Here is a 19,185-nt window from a genome sequence, read left to right on the forward strand (position 1 = left end):
GGTGGGCCCTCACCGGTCGGCGGTGACCGGGCCGCCGTCCCGGCCGGCGGCCGGCAGGACACGGGCGAGCCGCCGGACGGCCTCGTCCATCAGGTCGGGTGGGGCGCAGGCGTAGCTCAGGCGCAGGTGCGGGGCCGGGGGTTCGGCGGCGTACCAGGGGCGGCCGGGGAAGACGACGACCCCGGCGGCGGCTGCGGCGGCGGCCACCGCGACGTCGTCGGTCCCCTCCGGCAGCCGGACCCACAGGTGCAGGCCGCCGAGCGGGACCGGCTGCCCGGCGAGGGCGGGCAGGTGCCGGCGGAGCGCGGCCAGCAACGCCTCGCGGCGGGCACGCAGCGCGGTGCGCAGGGCCCGCCGGTGCCGCTCCCAGGCCGGCGCGGTGACGAACTCCATCGTGGCCTGTTGCAGCGGCCCGGCGACGAAGAAGTCGTCGAGCAGCCGTGCCGCCCGCAGCCGGTGGCCGGCCGGGCCCCGTGCGCCGATCGCCGCGACCCGCAACCCGGGGGCGGCGGACTTGGTCAGCGACCGCAGGTAGACGACGTGCCCGTCGGGGTCGTCGGCGGCCAGCGGCGGCGGGGCCGACCCGTCGATGGTGAGGTCACGGGCGTAGTCGTCCTCGATCAGGAACGCCCCGGCGTCGCGTACCGCGTCGGCCACGAGGGCCCGGCGGTGCGGGGCGAGCGTCGCGCCGTGCGGGTTGGCGTACAACGGCTGGCAGTAGAACAACCGCGCGCCGGTCCGGGCGAACGCGCCGGCGAGCTGGTCGGGGCGTACCCCGTCGGGGTCGGCGGGCACCGGCACCACCCGCAGCCCGGCGGCCCGCGCGGCGGCCAGCGCGCCCAGGTAGGTCGGGGACTCCACCAGCAGCGTGTCGCCGGGCGCGGCGAGCGCCCGCAGCGTGGACGACAGGGCCGCCTGCCCGCCCGAGCAGATCACCATGTCCTCGGCGCGCAACCCGCCCCCGGCCTCCCGGGCGAACCAGGCGCGCAGATCCGCGCGGCCCGACGTCGGGCCGCGCTGCCAGGACGCGGGCTGCCGGGCGGCGCGGGTCAGCGCGGCACCGAGCGCGGCGTCGGGTTGCAGGTCGGCGTCGAGGTAGCCACCGGAGAGCGGGATCGCCCCGGCCGGCGGCAGCGCCAGCAGCGCCTGCATCTCGTCCTCGCCGGGCCGGCGGGGGCCGAGCGCCACGGTCTGCCAGGACAGGTCGGCGACGGGCCGCTGCGGGTGCGCGACGGCGGCCACGAAGGTGCCCCGGCCGGCACGTGCCTCGACCAGACCCTCGGCCACCAGGTGCCGGACGGCCGCGGCGACGGTCACCGGCGAGGCGTGGTGCCGGGCGGTCAGCTCCCGCACCGACGGCAGCCGGTCGCCCGGCGCGGCGGCGGCCACCGCCCGACGCAGATCTTGGATAACGCGATCGGCTGCGTTACCGTCATCCATGAGAGAGCATGGTAACGCTACTGCGACGCCGACGGTAACGGCGGATCGGCTGACCGGTCTCGCGCTGGGGGCGCTGGGTGTGCTCGCCTTCAGCATGTCGCTGCCGGCCACCCGGGTCGCGGTGCAGCAACTCGACCCGTGGTTCGTGGCCTTCGGCCGGGCCGTCGGCGCGGCACTGCTGGCCGGGGCCTACCTGCGCGGCACTGGTGCGCCGCGACCCACCCGCGCCCAGCGGCGGCGGCTGGCGGTCGTCGCCCTCGGCGTGGTGGTCGGGTTCCCGCTGTTCACCTCGCTGGCGCTGACCGACCGGACCGCCGCGCACGGCGCGGTGGTGATCACCGTGCTACCGGCCATGACCGCCGTTTTCGCGGCGCTACGCAGCGGTGAACGCCCGCCGCCGCTGTTCTGGCTGGCCAGCGGCGGCGGCCTGCTGGCGGTGCTGGCCTTCCTCGCCGTCGGCGGCGCGGTGCGCGGTGCCCCGGCCCCGTCGGACCTGTTCCTGCTCGTCGCGGTCCTGCTCTGCGGCCTGGGGTACGCCGAGGGCGGCGCGCTCGCCCGTGAACTGGGCGGCGCCCGGACGATCTGCTGGGCGCTGCTCTACGCGCTGCCGGTCACCGCAGCCGCCACCCTCGTCACCGCCGTGGCCCACCCACCCCTGGCGGACGCCGGCACCTGGACGGCGTTCGGCTACCTGACCGTGGTCTCCATGTTCCTGGGCTTCTTCGCCTGGTACGCGGGCCTGGCCCGGGGCGGCGTCGCCCGGGTCGGCCAGCTCCAGCTCGCGCAACCGGTGCTCACCCTGCTCTGGTCGGCCCTGCTGCTCGGCGAGCACGTCCCGCCGGCCGCCCTCGGCGCGGCCCTGCTGGTGCTGGTCAGCGTGGTGCTGATCCAACGCACCCGGGACCGGGCCGCGCCCCCGCCTTCGGCCGGTGCTCGCCCGGCCCCGGGTGACCGGCCGGCCCCGGGTCGGCTCAGGGGGCGGTCGAGAGCGCGCTGAGCAGGCCGAAGCCCCCGCAGCAGAGCACCCCCAGCACGGCCAGCGTGACGAGCAGGATGCTGTAGTTCGACCACATGCCGAACTTCGTCACGTCGGTGCCCTGCCCGTCGTGGACCCGGTTGCGCCAACCGCCGAACCGGAACGACAGCGGGTACACCATCGCGGGCTGGACGGTGAGCGAGGTGGTGACGATCGGAATGCCCATGAAGTCCGTGTAGCGGATGTCGTGCGCCCCGGCCGGCACGGCCACGTACCAGGTTCCCTCGCCGGGGATCGACACCAACCGTCCGTCGACCTTGAAACGGCTGGTGGACGGGACGGGCACCAGGTACGGACCCCGGTTGACCGAGACGGCCAGCACCGCGTGCCCCGGCGGCGGGGGGATCGGCTGCGGGTAGGCGATCAGCGGCGTGACGGGACCGGGCGCGGACGGATACGACGGCTGAGGGGGGTACGACATCGCCACATCCTGGCATGACCCTCGGACGCGGTGCGCGCGGGCGGCACGCCACCGGCCGGACGGGACGGCACCCCCGCGCACCGTCGCCCACCCCACAGGACGATCCGGCTCGGGTTGAACCGTCGACACCCGTACCTCCACCAGCAGCCGGCCCGGCCGGGCCGGCTGGCGGTTCACCCCGCCGGCAGGGTGAACCGCCAGCGTCGTGCGCGCAGCACGGGCGCGACCCGGTCGACCGCCGCGACGCTCTGGCTGCGGTCCCCGCCCCCGTCGTGCATCAGCACCACCGCGCCGGGGGTGACGCCGTCGAGCAGCCGGCGGACGAGTTCGTCGGTGCCCGGCGGCTCCCAGTCGCCGATGGCCAGCCGCCACCCGAGCGGGCGCATGCCCAGCGCGGCGGCCACCGCCGGTGTCGCCCCCCAGGCCCCGTAGGGGGCCCGGAAGTACCGGACCCGGGCCGACGGTACGGCCCGCCGGATGGCCTCGTTGGTCTCCCGCAGGTCCGCCTCGATCCGCTCGGGCGACCAGGTGGTCATGTCGTCGTGGTGCATGCTGTGGTTGCCCAGGTGGTGACCGTCGGCCACGATCCTGCGCACCACCTCGGGGTGGGCCTCGACCTGCCCACCACAGAGGAGGAACACGGCCGCGATCCGGTGTCGCCGCAGGACGGTGAGCAGGCGCAGGGTGTCGGTGGGGTTCGGGCCGTCGTCGAAGGTGAGGCTGACCGCCCGCCCGCCGCCCCGGGCCGTGTCGAGGATGTCGGCGCTCACCGGCCGGCCTACCGGCGCGGCTTCGGCGTCGCCCGCATCCGCACGTACGGCGGTCCGGCGTAGATCAGGTCGGCCTTCATCACCTGGTACGCCCGCTTGGGCTGGTAGTTCTCGTCGTAGATGGTGGCCAGGCCCTGCGGCGGGTCGTCGAAGGTGCCGGGCACCCAGGAGTGCCGGTCGGTGAAGCCCCAGACGGTGAACGACAGGCAGCGCGGCTCGGCCAGGCAGGCCTGCAACAGCACGTGGAAGTTCGCCGCGGACGCCTGGAGCCGGGGGTTGATCTCCTCCGAGTCACCGGCCTGCACCCCGTCGGTCAGCCGGCTGCGCACGTCGACCTCGGTGAACGCGGTGGACAGTCCCAGCCCGGCGAACCGGTGCAGCGCGTCGGCGACCTGGAGGGTGTCGTAGTTGCCGTACTGGGTGCCCAGGTGTCCCTGGCTGCCGACCCCGTCGATCGGCACGCCCCGGGCCAGCAGGCCCTTGACCATGTCGTAGACGAACTGGGTCTTGTCGTCGGCCGGGTCGCCGGAGCCGAACGCCTCGATGTTGTAGTCGTTGTAGAACAGCAGGGCGGTCGGGTCGGCGGCGCGGGCCCAGCGGAACGCGTCCGCCACGTAGCCGGGGCCGAGGTGTTCGGCCCAGAACCCCTTGTAGTGCAGGGTGGACGGGGTGTCCCAGGGGTCGCTGACGGCCTCGTTGACCACGTCCCACTGCCAGATCTTGCCCCGGTAGCGGCTGGCGACGGTGGTGATGTGCTTACGCAGGATCGACCGCAGCTCGGTGTTGTCGATGGACCCGTCGGCCACCCCGTCGGTGAGCCACGTGGGCAGCTGGCTGTGCCACACCAGCACGTGACCCCGGACCTTCTGGCCGTTGCGCCGGGCGGTGGCGACGAGTTCGTCGGCCGCCGACCAGTCGTAGGTGCCCCGGGTCGGCTCCAGGGACTCCCACTTCATCACGTTCTCGGCGGTGACCGTGGAGAACTCGTCGCGCACGATCTCCCGGTAGCGGGGCTCGGCGGGGTCGGCGAGGGCGGCCATGTCGACCGCGGTGCCGACGTACAGGCCGTGGCGCTGGCCCAGGGCGCGCAAACTCTGCGCGGTCGGGTCGTACGGCCGTTCGGCGGCGGCCGGTACGGCGTTCAACACACCGGCGGTCGCGACGGCGACCAACCCGGCAGCCATCCACCGTCTGAGCATCATCTGCGTTCCTTTCCCGAGGCACGTCGACGGGTCGACGGCGGCGAGGTGGGGCGGGGGCGCGGTGCGGCCACCGATGCGCGCGGGGGACGGCCGCGCCGGAACCTACCGATAGTCAACTGTCGATTTCCGGAAGTCGACTGGAACGTTACGAGCGCGAACCTCCCGGGTCAACCATCGATACTTCCGGAACTCCTGGTCACGCCGTCGACGCCGAGTCGCAACGTTTCGACGGTTACGGCCCCGGGCACGACCACGACCGGCCCCACCGGAGCCGGTCGTGGTGCTGTCGGTCGTGCTGTGCCGGGCGGTCAGTGCTCCCGGTAGGTGGCCCGGTCGAAGTCCGCGTGCCCGCCGTCGCCGCCGAGATCCTGGACCCAGAGCCCGAGGAACGCCCCGGTGAACCCCCAGGCGGCCGGCTCACCGTCGATGATCAGCGCGGCGTGCTCGTCGGAGAGGATGGTCGCGTCCAGCTCGACCGGGAGCTGCTGCCAGCCGGCGCCCAGGTCGTAGCCGAAGCGCACCACCGGGCCGTCGAACTCGGCGCGCAGGCCGACCCGGGTGACGCCGTCGGTGTCCACGGTCAGCTCCGGGTAGGCGGTGCGCCGGCCGTTGTCGGAGCTGAGCAGCTCCAGCACGGTACGGCCGTCGTCGGCCCGGGTCAGGTAGAGGTGGTGCCAGTTCAGGGTGTTGTAGTACGCGGTGATCCCGGCGAGCTGACGGTGGTCGACCGGGTCGAACTCGACGACGGTCTCCAGGGCGCACCGGGTCGCGCCGACCCGGCGGGCGACCAGGCTGGGGGCCTGCCGTCCCACGGGGGACTGCCCACCGTGGACCCGCAGGTGCGACGGCCGGGACCGCAGGTCGATCCAGTCCGGGGTGGCCGGCCGGCGCAACGTCGACCACGCCGTCCCCAGCTCGTCGGCGTCGAAGTCGTCGGTGGTGGGCTCCGCCGGCCACGGGTGCGCCGGCAGGTCGGGGGCGTCGACCTCGTCGGCGGGCACCCCACCGGGGATCCGGGGCCAGCCGCCCGAGGGCCACTCGACCCGCTGGATCGCCGTCTCCCGGCCCAGCACGCAGCTGCCCAGTGGGGAGTAGGGGCGACCGACCAGGTGGGCGAGGTACCACCCGCCGTCGGGGGTGCGGACCAGGCTGCCGTGGCCGGCCTTCTGCAACCGCAGGTCGGGTCGGCCCATCGAGGTCAGCAGCGGGCCGTCCGGGTCCACCTCGTACGGTCCGAACAGCTCGCGGGAGCGGGCCACGGTGACCTGGTGCTCCCAACTCGTGCCGCCCTCCGCGGTGATCAGCCAGTACCACCCGTCGTGGCGGTAGAGGTGGGGGCCCTCGGTGACCCCGACCGGGGTGCCGGTGAACAGGATGCGCGGCCGGCCGACGAGGCGGCGCGCGGCCCGGTCGTACTGCTGGATCTCGATGCCGCCGAAGCGGTCCCGGCCGGGCCGCCAGTCGGCGCTCATGGCCAGCAGCCAGGTGGTGCCGTCGTCGTCGTGGAACAGCGCGGCGTCGAAGCCGCGCCCGTGCAGCTTCACCGGATCCGACCAGGGGCCGGTGATGTCGGGCGCGGTGATCAGGAAGTTCTGCGGGTCCCAGTAGCCGCTGGCGAAGCTGGCCACGTCGCTGTAGACGAGGTGGAACTGCCCGTCGTGGTAGGTCAGGTCGGGCGCCCACACGCCGTTGGAGTCGCCGCAGCCGCGCAGGTCGAGCAGGCGGCGGTCGGTGATGATCCCGCCGAGCGGTCGCCAGTGCACCAGGTCGCGCGAGTGGTGCAGGCGGACCCCGGGGTACCACTCGAACGTCGAGGTGGCCAGGTAGTAGTCGTCGCCGACCCGCAGGATCGACGGATCCGGGTGGAACCCGGCGAGGACGGGGTTGCGGATCGACCGGGCAGCGGTCGCCACTTCAGCGGTGTCGGTCGACACGTGCACTCCTCGGGGCAGCTCTCGAAACTTTCGAAATCAGGGCCGTGGTCGGTGAAGCCCTGCACACGCTAGCCGTTTTCGCCGCGATAGGACAGAGGGCTTGACCCGCGTGGAAACAACTCGTAGCGTGCCCGCCATCGATCGGTAATACCGGCGACGCTCTGAAAGTTCCGGAGATACACGTTTCGAAACCCGCCGGCCCGGCCGGCGCCCGAGCACCTCGTGAGTCCCTGAAGGGATGGATCATGACAGCGCACCTCTCCCGCAGATCGCTGCTCGGCCTCGTCGGCGCCGGCGCCGGCGCCTACCTGCTCAGCGGTTGCAGCGACGACGCGTCCGACGACCCGGACGCACCCCAGACGATCAACTGGTGGCACATCCAGAACACCGAGCCGATGCTGCCGGTCTGGGCGGCCGTGGCCCAGGAGTACCAGGGCGCGCACAGCAACGTGAAGATCGAGATCCAGCCGCTGGAGAACGAGGCGTTCAAGGCCAAGCTGACCACCGCCACCCAGGCCGGCTCCCCGCCGGACCTCTTCCAGTCGTGGGGTGGTGGGGTGCTCAAGCAGCAGGTGGACGCGGGCCTGGTCAAGGACCTCACCGAGACCATCGCCCCGTGGAAGGACAGCCTGCTGCCGCTGTCCCTGGAGCCGTACACGGTGGACGGCAAGATCTACGGGGTGCCGTTCGACATCGGCATGGTCGGCTTCTGGTACAACAAGGACCTCTTCGCCAAGGCGCAGATCGCCGCGCCGCCGGCCACCTGGGCCGAGCTGCTCGACGTGGTCCGCAAGCTCAAGGCCGCCGGGATCACCCCGGTCGCGTTGGCCGGCAAGGACAAGTGGCCGGCCCACTACTACTGGGCCTACCTGTCCATGCGCATCGGCGGGCTGGGCGCCCTCCAGCAGGCCGCCAAGGACAAGAACTTCGAGACCCCCGACTTCGCGGCAGCCGGTGAGCGGCTCAAGGAACTGGTCGACCTCCAGCCGTTCCAGAAGGGCTTCCTCGGCGCCGAGTACGGCTCACCGGACGGGCAGGCCGCGACGATGGGCAACGGCGGCGCCGCGCTGGAGCTGATGGGGCAGTGGGCGCCGTCGGTGCAGGCGTCCAGCTCCACCAGCAAGAAGGGGCTCGGCGACAAGCTCGGCTTCTTCCCGTTCCCGGCGGTGGACGGCGGCAAGGGCTCGGCCACCGAGGTGTTCGGCGGCGGCAACGGCTTCGCCGTCGGCAAGGACGCCCCGCCGGCCACCTTCGACTTCCTCAAGACCCTGCTCAGTGTGGACGTCCAGCGCCGGAGCGCGAAGACCGGCGCGGTGCTGCCGACGGTCAAGGAAGCCACCGACGCCATCGCCGACCCGAACAACAAGGTCGTCGCCGAGAGCCTGGCCGCCGCCACCGGCTTCCAGCTCTACCTCGACCAGGCGTACCCGCCGGCCGTCGGCCAGCAGGTCAACGACAGCGTCGCCGCCCTGGTCGCCGGCAGCAAGTCACCGGCGCAGATCCTCAAGGACATCACCCAGGTGGCGAAGACCCAGTAGTGACGTCCCACCCCCACCGATCACCAGCCGCCGGCGAGAACTGAGTGGAGCAGGCATGACCACGCCATCGATCCTGTCGAACGCGGGACCCGGCGGCCGAGTGACCGAACCGTCGGGGCCGGGGCCGGGCGGCGGACGCCGTACCGGCCGCCGGCCCCGGCCGGGCCGCCGCCGTGCCCTGGCCATCTTCCTCACCCCGTCCCTGCTGCTGTTCCTGCTGCTGGTGCTGGCGCCCATCGTGGTGGCCAGCTACGCCAGCCTCTACAAGTGGAACGGCTTCGGTCTGCCCGAGAACTTCGTCGGGCTGGACAACTACACCCGGGCCTTCGCCGATCCGGTGTTCCGGGGCGACCTGTGGCACGGGCTCGTGCTGATCGTGCTCTCCCTGGTCGTCCAGTTGCCGGTCGCGATGGGCCTGGCGATGCTGCTCAACCAGCCGCTGCGGGGACGCGCCGTCTACCGGGTGATCTTCTTCGCCCCGTACGTGCTCTCCGAGGTCACCACCGCGGTCCTGTTCAACCTGGTGTTCTCGCCCAACCGGGGGTTCGGTGACGCGATCTCCCGGTTCCTGGGGGCCGACGCGGGGGCCGTCTTCGCCGACCCGGACACCGTCCTGTACGCCGTCTTCCTGGTGGTCTCCTGGAAGTACTTCGGCCTCTACATGATCCTCTTCCTGGCCGCGCGGCAGAACATCCCCAAGGAACTCAACGAGGCGGCGGTCACCGACGGGGCCAGCGCGTGGCAGGCGTTCCGGCTCGTCACCCTGCCGCTGCTCGGTCCGACCATCCGGATCAGCGTGTTCCTGTCGGTCATCGGCACCATCCAGCTGTTCGACATGGTCTGGGTGCTCACCGGCGGCGGCCCGATCCACGCCTCGGAGACCATGGCCGTGACGATGTTCCAGTACGGCTTCCGCCGCTTCGAGGTCGGCTACGCCAGCGCGATCAGCATCATCATGTTCCTGCTGAGCCTCGTCTTCGCCCTCATCTACCAGCGCATCGTGCTGCGCCGGGACACCGAGGGCGCCCTCACCGTCCAAGGAGACCAGCGATGACCAGCCCGGCGAACCCGGCCCAGCGGGCCCGCCGCCTCCTGCTGCACCTCATCTCCATCGCCGTCGGCGCGCTCATCGTGGTGCCGGTCTGGTTCGGGGTGATCGGCGGGTTCAAGGACAACGGGCAGCTCTCCACCAACCCGCTCGGCCTGCCCGACCCGTGGGCGCCGAGCAACTACCTCGACATCGTCACCGCCGGGGTGTTCTGGCGCAACGTGGGCAACAGCGTCTTCATCGCCGTGGCCAGCACGTTCGTCGTGGTCGCGGCGGCGGCGATGGCCGCGTTCGTCTTCGCGCGGTTCGCCTTCCGGGGCCGGGAGTTCCTGGTCACCATCTTCGCGATCGGGCTGATGTTCCCGTTCGCGGTGGCGATCCTGCCGCTGTTCATCCTGCTGCGCGGGATGGGGCTGCTGGACAACCCGCTCGGGGTGATCCTGCCCCAGGCCGCGTTCGGCCTGCCGATCACCATCATCATCCTGCGGCAGTTCTTCCGGACCATTCCCGGCGAGGTCGAGGAGGCCGCGACCCTCGACGGCTGCGGCCCGTTCGGCTTCTTCTGGCGGGTGCTGCTGCCGATGGCCCGTCCCGCCCTGGCCACCGTGTCGGTGCTGGCCCTGGTGAGCAGCTGGAACAACTTCATGCTGCCGCTGGTGGTGTTCACCGACCAGAGCTGGTGGACCCTGCCGCTGGGGGTCCAGGCGTTCCAGGGGCAGTACTCCGACGACACCGCGAAGGTGCTCGCCTACGTCGTGCTGTCGATGATCCCGGCGCTGGGCTTCTACGCCATCGCCGAACGCCAGCTCATCGGTGGGCTCTCCGGCAGCGTGAAGGGGTGACCCGGACCTGCTGCGATAGCCTTCTGCGACCGTAGTTCCCCGACCGAAAGGGCGACCGTGGGCTCCGAGAACGGCAGGAACGTCACCATCGCGATGATCGCGCGGTTGGCGGGCGTCTCCGTGCCCACGGTCTCCCGGGTGATCAACGGTCGGTCCGACGTCGCCCCGCAGACCCGGGAACGGGTGGAGGAACTGCTCACCCGGCACGGCTACCGTCCCCGTTCGGCGGCGCGGCGCACCCAGTCCGCCCTGATCGACCTGGTCTTCAACGACCTGGACAGCCCCTGGGCGGTGGAGATCATCCGAGGGGTGGAGGACGTCGCGCAGGCCAGCGGGGCCGGCACGGTCGTGTCGGCCATCCACCGGCGTACCTCGTCGGCCAAGCAGTGGCTGGACAACATGCGGACCCGCTCCACCGAGGGGGTCATCTTCGTGACCTCGATGGTGGAGCCGCCGTTGCAGGCCGAGCTGCGCCGGCTGCGGCTGCCGGTGGTCATCGTCGACCCCGCCGGGGTGGCCCCGCAGGAGGCCCCCACCATCGGCGCCACCAACTGGGCGGGCAGCCTGCGCGCCAACCAGTACCTGCTCGGCCTGGGCCACCGGCGGATCGGCTTCATCGCCGGTCCGCCGCAGCTGATGTGCAGCCGGGCCCGGATGGACGGCTACCGGGCGGCGCTCGACGCCGCCGGCCTCGCCGTCGACGACCGGCTGGTGCGGCCGGGGAACTTCTACCACGAGTCCGGCTACACCGCCGGCATGCACCTGCTGGGCCTGCCCGAACCGCCCACCGCGATCTTCGCCTCCAGCGACCAGATGGCGCTCGGCGTCTACGAGGCGGTCCGCAAGCGTGGCCTGCGGGTGCCCGACGACGTCAGCGTGGTCGGCTTCGACGACCTGCCGGAGGTCCGCTGGTGCTCACCGCCGCTGACCACGATCCGGCAACCGCTGGCCGAGATGGGCATGCTGGCCGCCCGTACCGTGCTGCGGCTGGCCCGGGGCGAGACGATCGAGAGTCCGCGCATCGAACTCGCCACCGATCTGGTCGTCCGGGACAGCGCCGCAGCGCCGCGTGACCGCTGATCCGACCCGCCCCGGGCGAGCGGTCGGACGGCGGTGCGCCGTGCCCGTCCGGCCGGCCCGGTGACCGGCCGGACGAACATTGCATCGACAGTCATCGAATGCCAGACTGTTCTGACGTCGTCACGCTCGGGAGCCAGCGTGACCACTCGTGCGCCGATCCGTCGGACACGCGGGGGGCCGCGCCACCTCGCGCCGGGCAGTCCGCGACGGTGACCACCTGCCGGTCGCTCCCGCCCGTCGGCAGGTCGTCCGGCAGCACCCGGTCCACGGCAGCCATCGGTCGCGCAGAGATCACCCCACCCCCACCGCACGGTGGGCGGCACCGCCCCGGCACCCCAGGCCCGTCCCGGCCGCCAGTGCCCCCGCAACCCTCTCGGAGGTACGGATGCTCCGCACGCTCGGCGTGGTGCTGGCGACCACGACCCTGACCCTGGCCGGTTGGGCCGGCACGCTCACCGGCGCACAGGCGCAGCCCGCCCTGTCGGCCACCCCCACCCCCACCTACGCCTGCCCCCCGGCGCTGCCGGTCTCCGGGCAGTTCCTGTCGGCCAGCCCCACGAGCATCACCGTCCGGTACTCGATGATCATGAACCCGCCGTGCGGCTACGACCCGCCGATGACCCTGGTCGTCTTCGCCAGCCGGGAGGACGCGACCGCGTGGCGGAACCCGGTCGCCTCGGCGGTGTCCGGCCCGGAACGGCAGGGGGAGATCACGGTCAGCGGGCTGACCCCGGACAGCGAGTACTGGTACCGGTTCAGTGCCGGGGAGAAGCACGACCCGTACGTCATCGGCGGACCGGTCCGGACGCTGCCGGCCGGGTCGGCGTCGTGCCGGGCGACGATCACCGTCGACAACCGCTGGACCGGCGGGTTCGCCGCCACGGTCACCGTGCGCAACACCGGCGAGCAGACGCTCGACGGCTGGCAGGTCAGCTGGCGGTGGTACGGCGACGAACGCATCTCGGCCCTCTGGAACGGCGTGCTCAGCACCTCCGGCGCCGACGTCACGGTGCGCAACGCCTCCTACAACGGCACGCTGGCCCCGGGCGCCAGCACGACGTTCGGCATGCTCGTCTGGGCCGACGCGTCGGCCGCGCTGACGCTGAACTGCGGCCGGTGACCGTCGGCCGGCGGGCGACGGCCCTGCCGGCGCGCGGGCACCCCGCACGGGACCGGGGTCCGTACCGGCGTGCCGCCGCCCACCGGGGTGGCGGCACGACGTCGGTCCGGCCCGCCGCGCGGCCGGCCGTCAGGCGGCCAGCGCCTGCCTGATCCGCGCGTACTCGGTGGCCATCTCCGGCGTGGCCAGGAAGTCGTCGAGCGCGGCCGAGACCCGGTAGTCGACCTCCTCGACGGAGCGCAGGGCGAGTTCGTGCAGCTCGCCGCGCCGGTGCTGCTCCAGGTAGGTGGTCCAGTGTTCGAGGGCCGACAGGGCGATCAGCAGGCCGGGGTCCATGTCGCCGTCGGCGAGGATGCCCTCGTCGATCCGGTCGAGGTGGGCGCGCAGGTCGGCCGCGCCGGCCGTGGCGATCTGCTCCCGCGCGCTGGCCAGCGCCGCCCAGGCGTCCTCGTCCAGGTCGTCCTCGCCGGCCTCGTCGATCAGGTCGGCCTCCAGCAGGCGGGTGACGGTCGCCAGCCCGAAGGCGTGCAGGGCGTCCTCGTCGGCCGCGTCGACCAGCTCACGAATGGCCGCTTCGCACTCGTCGTATCGCACCGCGCCAGGGTAGTGCCCGGCCGGCGGGCCCCCGCCGGTGGCCCGCCGGCACCGCGACGCCTACGGCCGCCAGCGGATGTTCGGGTTCACCTGGCCGGTCCAGTTGAAGATGGCCATGTTGTCCCACTGGTTGCCGGTGCCGTTGATGTTCGCCGGGTCCCACCCGTTGCCGGGCACCGCGTACCAGGTCGGCTCCCAGTAGAAGACGCCGACCGCGCCGGCGTTGCGGGCGGTGTCCTGCACCCAGGAGAACTCGGTGGCCTGGCCGGTCCAGCTCGCCTGGTGCCCCGCGCAGGGTTCGGTGCCGTTGATCGCGTTCGGCTCGCCGTCGGCGTTCGCGGCGGTGAACGGGTACGCCGTCTCGGTGAGCACCACCGGCTTGCCGTACCGGGTGCGGACGTCGGTGATGACGTTGTAGAGGTTGGCCAGCGTGCCGTGCCACATGCAGTAGTACGACAGGGCGGTGAGGTCCCACTGCACGCCCTTGGCCCGGATGCCGTCGTAGAACCAGCGGGCGTGGTCCATGCTGTCCGCGTTGGCGGTGTGGATGATCACCTGGGTTCCGCCGTTGCACTGCTTGGTGGCCTGGTAACCGGCCTTGAGCAGCAGGCTGAGGTTGGTGAAGTCGTTGTTGACGACCTTGCCGTCGTTCCACAGCATGCCGACGTTGATCTCGTTGCCGATCTGCACGCTGTCCGGCGTGGTGCCCTGGTTGCGCAGGCTGGTGCATACGTCGTAGGTGTAGTTGTAGACGTCGGTCTGGAGCTGGCCGATGCCGTGGTTGGCCCAGGCGGCCGGCTTGTACTGCTTACCCGGGTCGGCCCAGGTGTCGGAGTAGTGAAAGTCGATCATCAGCTTGAGGCCCTTGGCCTTGACCGTCCTCGCGTACGCCAGCACCTTGGCCTTGTCGTTCCAGCCGCTGGCCGGGTTGTTCCACACCCGCAGCCGGACGTAGTTGACGCCGAGGCCCTTGAGGATGTCGAGCGGGTCCCGGGCGGTGCCGGCGGCGTCGTAGTACCGCGCGCCGAGGTCCAGGCTGCGCTGCACGGAGGAGACGTCCGCGCCGAGCATGGTCAGCGTGTTCGCGGCCGCCGCCGACGTCGGCGGGCCGAGCAGGGCGGCCGGCAGGGCGACCGCCGCGAGGAACGCGACGGCCCAGGCCCGCAGGCGGGATCGGTACGGAGTCATCCGGACCTCCTCGGTGGTGGGGTGGTGGGGGACCTGCCGGCGTCGGGACGGCGACACCAATAGATGAATATGACTATACCGGGGTGGGGTCGGGTCGCCGACGCGCGGGCGGGCCACCCGGGAAACCCGGATGGCCCGCCCGTGTCACCGACGCGTCAGAGGTTCAGGCTCCAACTGTTGAGGTAACCGGTGTCCAGGCTCGCCGCGTCCTGCACCCGCAGCCGCCAGGCGCCGTTCGCCACCTCCGAGGAGAGGTTCACGGTGTACGTCTGGTCGATGTTGTCGGCGCTGCCCCCCGAGCGGCTCTGCAGCGTGTACACGCTGCCGTCCGGGGCGACCAGGCTGACCACGAGATCACCGATGTAGGTGTGCACGATGTGCACCTCGACCTTGCTGGTGGTCGACGGGGTCGCCGCGCAGCCGCTGATCACGATGGTGCTCTCCACCGTCGAGTTGTCGGCGATCGGCACGTCGGTGCCGTTGCTGCCGGAGCAGCCCGGCAACCCGTTCACCGTCACGTTCAGCGTGGTCGTCCGGGCCACCGAGGGGGCGGTGCCCACCACCGTGATCGGCACCGTGCCGCTGCCGGCGGTGGCGGCGGCGGTGACCGTCACCGTGGTCGACCCACCGGCGGTGACCGACGCCGGGGAGAACGACACGCTCACCCCGGCCGGCAGCGGGCCGGTCGAGAAGGTGACCGTCTCGGCGGTGCCCCGGATGACCGTGGTGGTGACGGTGGCGGTGCCCGAGGTGCCCGGGTCGAGGGTCAGCGTCGTCGGGGTGACCGCGACGGTGAAATCGTTGGCGGCGCACGACTCGGTGCCGGTGACGTTCACCGCGGTCCAGGCGGCCATCACGGCCTTGTACTCGGTGCTGCACAGGCCGTACAGGTCGGTGGCGGCCGACAGGGTGTGCATCCGCGCGGTGTTGGTCGGCTGGGCGGTGTTCACGTAGCGGGTGTTCGAGACGAAGTACACGTCCAGCGCCCGGAACCAGATCTTCTCCGCCTTCGCCCGGCCGATCCCGGTCACCGGCGGGGCCGAGCCGCACAGCGGCGAGGTGCCGTACGACGTGACGCCGGACCCCTCGGCCAGGTTGAAGAAGAAGTGGTTGGCCACGCCCGAGGAGTAGTGCACGTCGAGGCTGTTGGTGCTGGTCGACCAGCAGCCGTGCGAGGAGCCGTCCAGCGTCGGGTCGTACATGTAGCGCAGCGGGGTGCCGTTGCCGTTGATGTTGATCTTCTCGCCGACCTGGTAGTCGCCCGGGTCGACCGGGGTGTTGGCGTAGAACTCCACCATGTTGCCGAAGATGTCGCTGGTGGCCTCGTTCAGGCCGCCCGACTCGCCGGAGTAGGTCAGGCCACCGGGGACCACGTTCTCGGTGACGCCGTGGGACATCTCGTGGCCGGCGACGTCGAGGGCGACCAGCGGCCGGGCGTTGCCCGAGCCGTCGCCGTAGGTCATCTGCGCGCCGTCCCAGAAGGCGTTGACGTAGGCGTTGCCGTAGTGCACCCGGCTCGGCACGCCGGTGCCGTTGCCGAAGATGCCGTTGCGCCCGTGCACGTTCGTGAAGTAGTCGAACGTCGTGGCCGCGCCGAAGTGCGCGTCGACGGCGGCGGACTGACGGTTCGAGGCCGCGCCGGTGCCCCACACGTTGTCGGCGTCGGTGAAGGTGGTGCAGGTCGAGGTGCCGTTGTTCATGTCACAGGTACGGCCGTTGCCCCGGGTCGGGTCGATCATGCTGTAGGTCGACCCGGACAGCGTGGTGTCGATCGAGACCGGGCCGGCGTAGATGCTGTTGCCGGTGCCGACGACGGACTCGATCTCGTCGTACGCGCCGATCCGCGCGCCGGTGAGCGCGTCGCTGATCACGTGCAGCTTCGAGGGGGTCTGCCCGTCGGTCGCCCAGCCGGTCACCACGGTTTCCCAGGCCAGCCGTCCGGTCCCGCTGCTCGCGTCGACGAACAGCTCCGCCGGGCCGGTGCCGGTGATCCGGCCGGAGAACGCGGTGGTCGCCGCCTTGCGGGCCTTGGCGGCGCTGACCTTCGGGGTGGTGGCGAGGCTCAGCGGGGCGGCCAGGCCGACCGAACTGCCGGCGTACTCACCGTCGGCCTCGGTGCGGATGACCACGTCCCCGCCGTAGACCCGGAGCCCGTCGTAGGTGCGGGTGTAGCGGACCGCGCCCCGGCCCTGGGCGTCCCGCTTGCTGCTGTGCACCGAGTAGCGGTCCTTCGCCGAGGACCGGACGGCGCGGGAGTGCTCCTTGAGCGCGGTGTCGGCGGCGGCGACCAGCGTCGGTCCCGGGGTGGTGGGCGGAGCGGCGGACGCGCCCGTGGTGGTGACCACGAGACCACTGCCGACCAGCATGGTGACGCCGGCCAGCGCTAGGGCTGATCTCAAACTGACCTCCCCAATCCGAGATGCTCTCGCATCTTTCGATGACGCGATCATCGTCGGCTGTGGAGAGTCTGGGAAGACGGTTGTCGATGGATATTCATACCGAGTTGTCCATCCCGGCGATGCTATGACCGATGAGTTGTGCCTGGGGCGTTCCGCCCCCGTTACGGACGGAACCCATTGACAACACTCACCTAAAAGAACGGCAACCTTCGATCGCTGTCCGATCCCTAGCGTGGGTGACACGTCGAACCCGACGTATCGCCAAAGGTTCTCGGCTCTGCCATCCACGGTGGAAGCAGGGCCGCCGGTCGGCACCCGTCGACCGGCCCTGGAAGGAGCAGCCCAGTGAGGCTCACCCCGCGCGTCATCCGCCGTCAGGTCGGTGCCCTCGGCGCCGCCACCCTCGCCGGCATGATGCTGGCCACCGCCGGGGTCAACCCGGCAGCGGCGACGCCGGCCACCGGTGCCGTTCTCGGCGCCGACCGGCCCACCGCGATCGACGGCAGCTACCTCGTGGTGCTCAAGGAGGGGCAGCGGATCGACCGGACCCGCGCCGAGGACATCACCTCCCGCCACGGCAGCGGCCGGGTCGACCGGGTCTACGGCCGGACCGTCAACGGCTGGTCCGCCACCCTCACCGAACGGGTGGCCCGCCGGTTGGCGGCCGACCCCGCCGTCGCCTACGTCGAGCAGGACCAGCGGGTACAGGCCCTCGGCACCCAGACCAACCCACCCTCGTGGGGGCTGGACCGGATCGACCAGCGCAACCTGCCGCTCAACCGGTCCTTCACCTACGGGCCGAGCAACGGGGTACGCATCTACGTCGTCGACACCGGCGTCCGGATCACCCACCAGGACCTGGCCGGCCGGGCGGTGAGCGGGTACGACGCGGTGGACAACGACAACAACGCCGACGACGGCAACGGTCACGGCACCTTCGTCGCCTCGGTCGCCGCCGGCACCGCGTACGGCGTGGCCAAGAACGCCACGGTCGTCGGCGTCCGGGTGCTCAACAACAGCGGCTCGGGCACCACGGCCGGTGTCATCGCCGGCATCGACTGGGTCACCGCGAACGCGACCCGTCCAGCGGTGGCCAACCTGAGCCTCGGCGGGGGCACCAGCACCACCCTCGATGCGGCGGTCCGCCGGTCGATCGCCGCCGGAGTCACCTACAGCATCGCGGCCGGCAACTCAGGCGTACCGGCCACCGGCACCTCACCCGCCCGGGTGACCGAGGCGCTGACCGTCGGCGCCACCGACCAGACCGACACCCGGGCGAGCTGGTCCAACTACGGCACCGCGCTCGACCTGTTCGCCCCCGGTGTCGCCATCACCGCCGCCTGGCGGACCGGTGACACCGCCACCTACACCGGCAGCGGCACCTCGTTCGCAGCCCCGCACGTCGCCGGTGCCGCCGCGATCTACCTGCGGAACAACCCCACGGCCAGTCCCGCCACGGTGAACGCGGCGATCGTCGCCGCCGCCACGCCCAACGTGGTCGTCAACCCCGGTGCCGGCTCCCCGAACCGGCTCCTCTACGTCGGTAGCTGACCGATCCGCACCACCCGTCCGCGCCGGGCCACCCCCGGCGCGGACGGCCGTCAGTGGCTTCCTGGCCGCACGACCTGCTGGGAAGCGCCCGGTGCGACCGCCGCCCGACCAGGGCGGCGGTCGCACCGCTTCCGACGGCGGCGTCGCCAGGCGGCAGACAGCAGCGCCGGACCGGCCGGTCAGCGCAGGCCGGCGAACAGGTCGTCCTCGGGCAGCGGCGCACCGGTGGTGTCGCGGACCCGGACGAACGTCTCCCGGCCCATCAGCTCGACGAACCGGTCCCGGCCCATCCGCAGGAAGAAGATGTTCTCGGTCTGGCTGGCGTGCGCGGCCAACGCGTCGAACTTCTGCGCCCCGTGGCTGCTGGTGTCCACCCAGGTGGTGATCTCGTCGTCGGGCAGGCCGAGCTGCGGCCCCGGGGCGTCCGACGCCTCCGGTTCGGCCCATTCCACGCCGAGCTCCCTCATCACCCGGCCGAACTCCGCGAACGCCGTGCGCGGCACCGTGGTCCAGTACACCTTGGCCGGGATGTCGGTCGCCGCGACGGCGGCCATGGTGATCCGGTGGGCCTGGATGTGGTCCGGGTGGCCGTAGAAGCCGTTCTCGTCGTAGGTGACCACCACGTCCGGCCGGTACCGGCGGATCAGCTCCGCCAACCGGTCCGCCGCCTCCGCCACCGGCGTGGTCCAGAACGCACCGGGCAGCTCGTTCGTCGGCCAGCCCATCATCCCGGAGTCGGCGTAGCCGAGCGTCTCCAGGTGGCTGACCTTCAACGCCGCGCAACTGGCCTCCAGCTCGGCCTGCCGCATCGCCGCCACGGCGGCCGGGTCGTGCCCCGGGTCGCCCGGCTTGACCCCGCCGGGGCCGTCGCCGCAACCGCCGTCGGTGCAGGTCACCAACACCGTCGTGATGCCCTCCGCCGCATACCGGGCCAATACGCCACCGGTGCTCGTCGCCTCGTCGTCGGGGTGCGCGTGCACCGCCATCAGGGTCAGACCTCGCTCAGCCATGCCCTCACCCTA

At 72.1% G+C, this 19,185-nt stretch carries 16 protein-coding genes; 7 read left to right on the forward strand and 9 right to left on the reverse strand.

What is annotated here, in order from left to right:
* Positions 1–9: 9 nt before the first annotated feature.
* Positions 10–1,440, reverse strand: a complete 1,431-nt coding sequence (locus Q2K16_RS03270) for an aminotransferase-like domain-containing protein (RefSeq protein WP_302743467.1) — start codon at positions 1,438–1,440, stop codon at positions 10–12.
* On the opposite strand from Q2K16_RS03270, the gene Q2K16_RS03275 reads away from it, so the two are divergent.
* Positions 1,439–2,437, forward strand: coding sequence for a DMT family transporter (locus Q2K16_RS03275; RefSeq protein WP_302743468.1), 999 nt, complete (start codon positions 1,439–1,441; stop codon positions 2,435–2,437). The genes Q2K16_RS03270 and Q2K16_RS03275 overlap by 2 nt on opposite strands.
* Here the strand turns inward: Q2K16_RS03275 and Q2K16_RS03280 are convergent.
* The 4 genes from Q2K16_RS03280 to Q2K16_RS03295 form a co-directional block, all read right to left on the reverse strand.
* Positions 2,412–2,897, reverse strand: a complete 486-nt coding sequence (locus Q2K16_RS03280) for a hypothetical protein (protein WP_302743469.1) — start codon at positions 2,895–2,897, stop codon at positions 2,412–2,414. The two genes, Q2K16_RS03275 and Q2K16_RS03280, sit on opposite strands and share 26 nt — an antisense overlap.
* A gap of 173 nt (positions 2,898–3,070) precedes the next feature.
* On the reverse strand, positions 3,071–3,667 hold the full coding sequence (locus tag Q2K16_RS03285; protein WP_302743470.1) for a polysaccharide deacetylase family protein: 597 nt from the start codon (positions 3,665–3,667) through the stop codon (positions 3,071–3,073).
* A gap of 8 nt (positions 3,668–3,675) precedes the next feature.
* Positions 3,676–4,869, reverse strand: coding sequence for an endo-1,4-beta-xylanase (locus Q2K16_RS03290; protein ID WP_302743471.1), 1,194 nt, complete (start codon positions 4,867–4,869; stop codon positions 3,676–3,678).
* Positions 4,870–5,177: 308 nt separating this feature from the next.
* The gene (locus tag Q2K16_RS03295; protein WP_302743472.1) at positions 5,178–6,803 is read right to left on the reverse strand and encodes a glycoside hydrolase family 43 protein; all 1,626 of its coding nucleotides are present in this window, start codon (positions 6,801–6,803) and stop codon (positions 5,178–5,180) included.
* Between the two features lie 245 nt (positions 6,804–7,048).
* Here Q2K16_RS03295 and Q2K16_RS03300 point away from each other — a divergent pair, with 245 nt between their 5' ends.
* From Q2K16_RS03300 to Q2K16_RS03320, 5 genes are all read left to right on the forward strand, one after another.
* Positions 7,049–8,341, forward strand: coding sequence for an extracellular solute-binding protein (locus tag Q2K16_RS03300; protein ID WP_302743473.1), 1,293 nt, complete (start codon positions 7,049–7,051; stop codon positions 8,339–8,341).
* A gap of 55 nt (positions 8,342–8,396) precedes the next feature.
* Complete coding sequence (locus tag Q2K16_RS03305) at positions 8,397–9,395, forward strand: carbohydrate ABC transporter permease (RefSeq protein WP_302743474.1); 999 nt, start codon at positions 8,397–8,399, stop codon at positions 9,393–9,395.
* Positions 9,392–10,231 (forward strand): carbohydrate ABC transporter permease, encoded by an 840-nt coding sequence (locus Q2K16_RS03310; RefSeq protein WP_302743475.1) that lies wholly within the window; start codon positions 9,392–9,394, stop codon positions 10,229–10,231. The genes Q2K16_RS03305 and Q2K16_RS03310 overlap by 4 nt, the downstream gene beginning before the upstream one ends.
* A 93-nt stretch (positions 10,232–10,324) precedes the next feature.
* Positions 10,325–11,311 (forward strand): LacI family DNA-binding transcriptional regulator, encoded by a 987-nt coding sequence (locus Q2K16_RS03315; RefSeq protein ID WP_489671896.1) that lies wholly within the window; start codon positions 10,325–10,327, stop codon positions 11,309–11,311.
* Positions 11,312–11,696: 385 nt separating this feature from the next.
* Complete coding sequence (locus Q2K16_RS03320; protein ID WP_302743477.1) at positions 11,697–12,431, forward strand: cellulose binding domain-containing protein; 735 nt, start codon at positions 11,697–11,699, stop codon at positions 12,429–12,431.
* Positions 12,432–12,560: 129 nt separating this feature from the next.
* On the opposite strand, the gene Q2K16_RS03325 is transcribed toward Q2K16_RS03320, so the two are convergent.
* From Q2K16_RS03325 to Q2K16_RS03335, 3 genes are all read right to left on the reverse strand, one after another.
* Positions 12,561–13,025 (reverse strand): hypothetical protein, encoded by a 465-nt coding sequence (locus Q2K16_RS03325; RefSeq protein WP_302743478.1) that lies wholly within the window; start codon positions 13,023–13,025, stop codon positions 12,561–12,563.
* A gap of 60 nt (positions 13,026–13,085) precedes the next feature.
* A complete protein-coding gene (locus Q2K16_RS03330; RefSeq protein ID WP_302743479.1) occupies positions 13,086–14,213 on the reverse strand; it encodes a glycoside hydrolase family 53 protein in 1,128 nt (375 codons plus the stop codon).
* A 155-nt stretch (positions 14,214–14,368) separates the two neighbouring features.
* Positions 14,369–16,612, reverse strand: coding sequence for a M4 family metallopeptidase (locus tag Q2K16_RS03335; RefSeq protein ID WP_302743480.1), 2,244 nt, complete (start codon positions 16,610–16,612; stop codon positions 14,369–14,371).
* 345 nt (positions 16,613–16,957) lie between these two features.
* On the opposite strand from Q2K16_RS03335, the gene Q2K16_RS03340 reads away from it, so the two are divergent.
* Positions 16,958–18,163, forward strand: coding sequence for a S8 family peptidase (locus Q2K16_RS03340; protein ID WP_302743481.1), 1,206 nt, complete (start codon positions 16,958–16,960; stop codon positions 18,161–18,163).
* A gap of 179 nt (positions 18,164–18,342) precedes the next feature.
* On the opposite strand, the gene Q2K16_RS03345 is transcribed toward Q2K16_RS03340, so the two are convergent.
* The gene (locus tag Q2K16_RS03345; RefSeq protein ID WP_302743482.1) at positions 18,343–19,173 is read right to left on the reverse strand and encodes a PIG-L family deacetylase; all 831 of its coding nucleotides are present in this window, start codon (positions 19,171–19,173) and stop codon (positions 18,343–18,345) included.
* Positions 19,174–19,185: the final 12 nt, after the last annotated feature.

This window comes from Micromonospora cynarisoli (assembly GCF_030518815.1).
GTDB classification, from domain to species: Bacteria; Actinomycetota; Actinomycetes; order Mycobacteriales; family Micromonosporaceae; genus Micromonospora; species Micromonospora wenchangensis.